At 33.8% G+C, this 1,800-nt stretch carries 2 protein-coding genes and 1 pseudogene; all 3 read left to right on the forward strand.

The genetic code is table 11. From position 1 onward, the window contains the following. Positions 1-85: pseudogene (locus tag F893_RS18305) on the forward strand (transposase); the annotation flags it as partial. Positions 86-455: 370 nt separating this feature from the next. After that, the gene (locus tag F893_RS12635) at positions 456-1,337 is read left to right on the forward strand and encodes an IS982 family transposase (protein WP_005252364.1); all 882 of its coding nucleotides are present in this window, start codon (positions 456-458) and stop codon (positions 1,335-1,337) included. Between the two features lie 60 nt (positions 1,338-1,397). After that, complete coding sequence (locus tag F893_RS12640) at positions 1,398-1,709, forward strand: hypothetical protein (RefSeq protein ID WP_034436241.1); 312 nt, start codon at positions 1,398-1,400, stop codon at positions 1,707-1,709. Positions 1,710-1,800 lie beyond the last annotated feature (91 nt).

A 1,800-nucleotide genomic window follows, 5' to 3' on the forward strand; every position in this document is an offset into this window, starting at 1 on the left:
TCAAGTCATGACAGCTGACAAAATAGAGCAATGGGTGGAGAAAGTATCAAACCAATTCGGAAAAGAATACATGTTTACTTTTTAATGACAACTTATCTAGGCTTTTTGATTTAATATAATAGATATTATATTAAATAAAATATTTTATAACCCAAATTTTGTCACATAGAGATTATTATATAAATTAAATAATATTTAATACACCAAGATTATGCTTAAAAAACAAGCTAAAATTAAAGCAGCATAAGAAAGATTTAATGAATAAAAAGTATATTTAATCAAACAATTTATTTTAAAGTTTTGCTATAAAGGAAGCTTAATTATGATAGGCAGACTTGGTGCTTTACCCATAGTTCTAATAATAACCCGAATCGCGGATAAGAAAGGGGCTTGAAAAATAAGAGGACTAGAGCCATCAGTTGAGTTACCACACAAAACTTAAAACTCTAGTCCCGATGTTTAATAGTACCGAATTATTTTGCGTAATTGATGATTTCTTTCTTAAATTTGAAGCAACCTATTGGAATTTCCTTAAACAAAGTCGTCGTTTCTCCAGAGTCCGAATTGCTCACTTGAGTATCTCAGAAATCACTTTTATTGCGATTTGGTATAAATGTTCTCATTTCACTAATTTCAAAGCATTTTTCACATGGTTGAAACAGGATAAAGGTCATTTATTTAAAAGCTTACCCTGTTACCAACGGATGATTTATCTAATCAATAGACATCAATTGGCCCTACACGCTTTACATGTGGCACTGATGAGAGGCCAAGACACACAATATTTATGGATTGATTCAACAACTCTGCCAGTTTGTAAAAATCAACGGATTCAACGCCATAAATCTTTAGCTAAAATCGCATCTCGAGGTAAAAGTTCAATGGGTTGGTTTTATGGCTGTAAATTACATATTGTAATGAACCAGTTTGGGGAAATTACTTGTTCTGCTTTATCGAATGGACATGTTGCTGACGTAAAAATGGTTGACCAATTGGTTGATCAATTAGTTGCTGGTATACAAGCAAAAATTTATGGGGATCGAGGCTACATCAGCCAAGAGTTAAAAAGTAGGCTACAAGATCAAGGTATTGATTTAATAACCTATCATCGGAAGAATATGAAGGCTATTCAACTCTGCACATCAGATGAATATCACCTAAGACAACGTAATAAGATAGAAACAATATTCAGTTTATTGAAAGGTCAGTACAATTTAGTGACGAGTAAAGCACGTAGCATTCATGGATTTCTTGGAGGAATTTATGCCTCGCTATGCGCATATCAATTAACCCATCGAAATAAGCCAACAATTCAAATTATTGATTCATCGGCTTAAACAGGATTCGGGTTAATAATAATATTGTCCTGAAATCAACAAATCTTAGCTCAAGATTGTTTGACATGTGATAATACTACTGACTTGCCTTTAGACTGTCCATTTGATGGAGGCGAGCGAACTTACGTAGTAAGAGGATGTCGTGTCAATGTTATTGCTGAGTGGAAGAACTGGGATGCAATAGAACAAAAAGATTTTTGCCTAGCTACCCCACCTCAAGGAACTATTCTTCGTGACCACGAAGAAAAAGTAATTAGCAACAATAATGGTTCATTTTCAGTTTCTAAATATACTAAGGGATTCGACTTTTCATATGAAAAAAATGTGAAAGATGCATTCGAAACTGCTATTGAACTTGCTAGAAAAAAGTAAGCGTCCGCTGAATCCCATACCTATTTTTTAATTCGATTTAGGTTTCCAGCAGTGCGGCAGCAATTCTTCAATTTGGGTCACTTTGTGTGTC

The sequence above is a fragment of the Acinetobacter sp. CIP 102136 genome, from assembly GCF_000369685.1.
In the GTDB taxonomy this organism is placed as follows: Bacteria; Pseudomonadota; Gammaproteobacteria; order Pseudomonadales; family Moraxellaceae; genus Acinetobacter; species Acinetobacter fasciculus.

Coding starts and splice junctions, on each gene's coding strand:
- F893_RS12635 (WP_005252364.1), top strand. CDS start 456: ATGTTTAATAGTACCGAATTATTTTGCGTAATTGATGATTTCTTTCTT.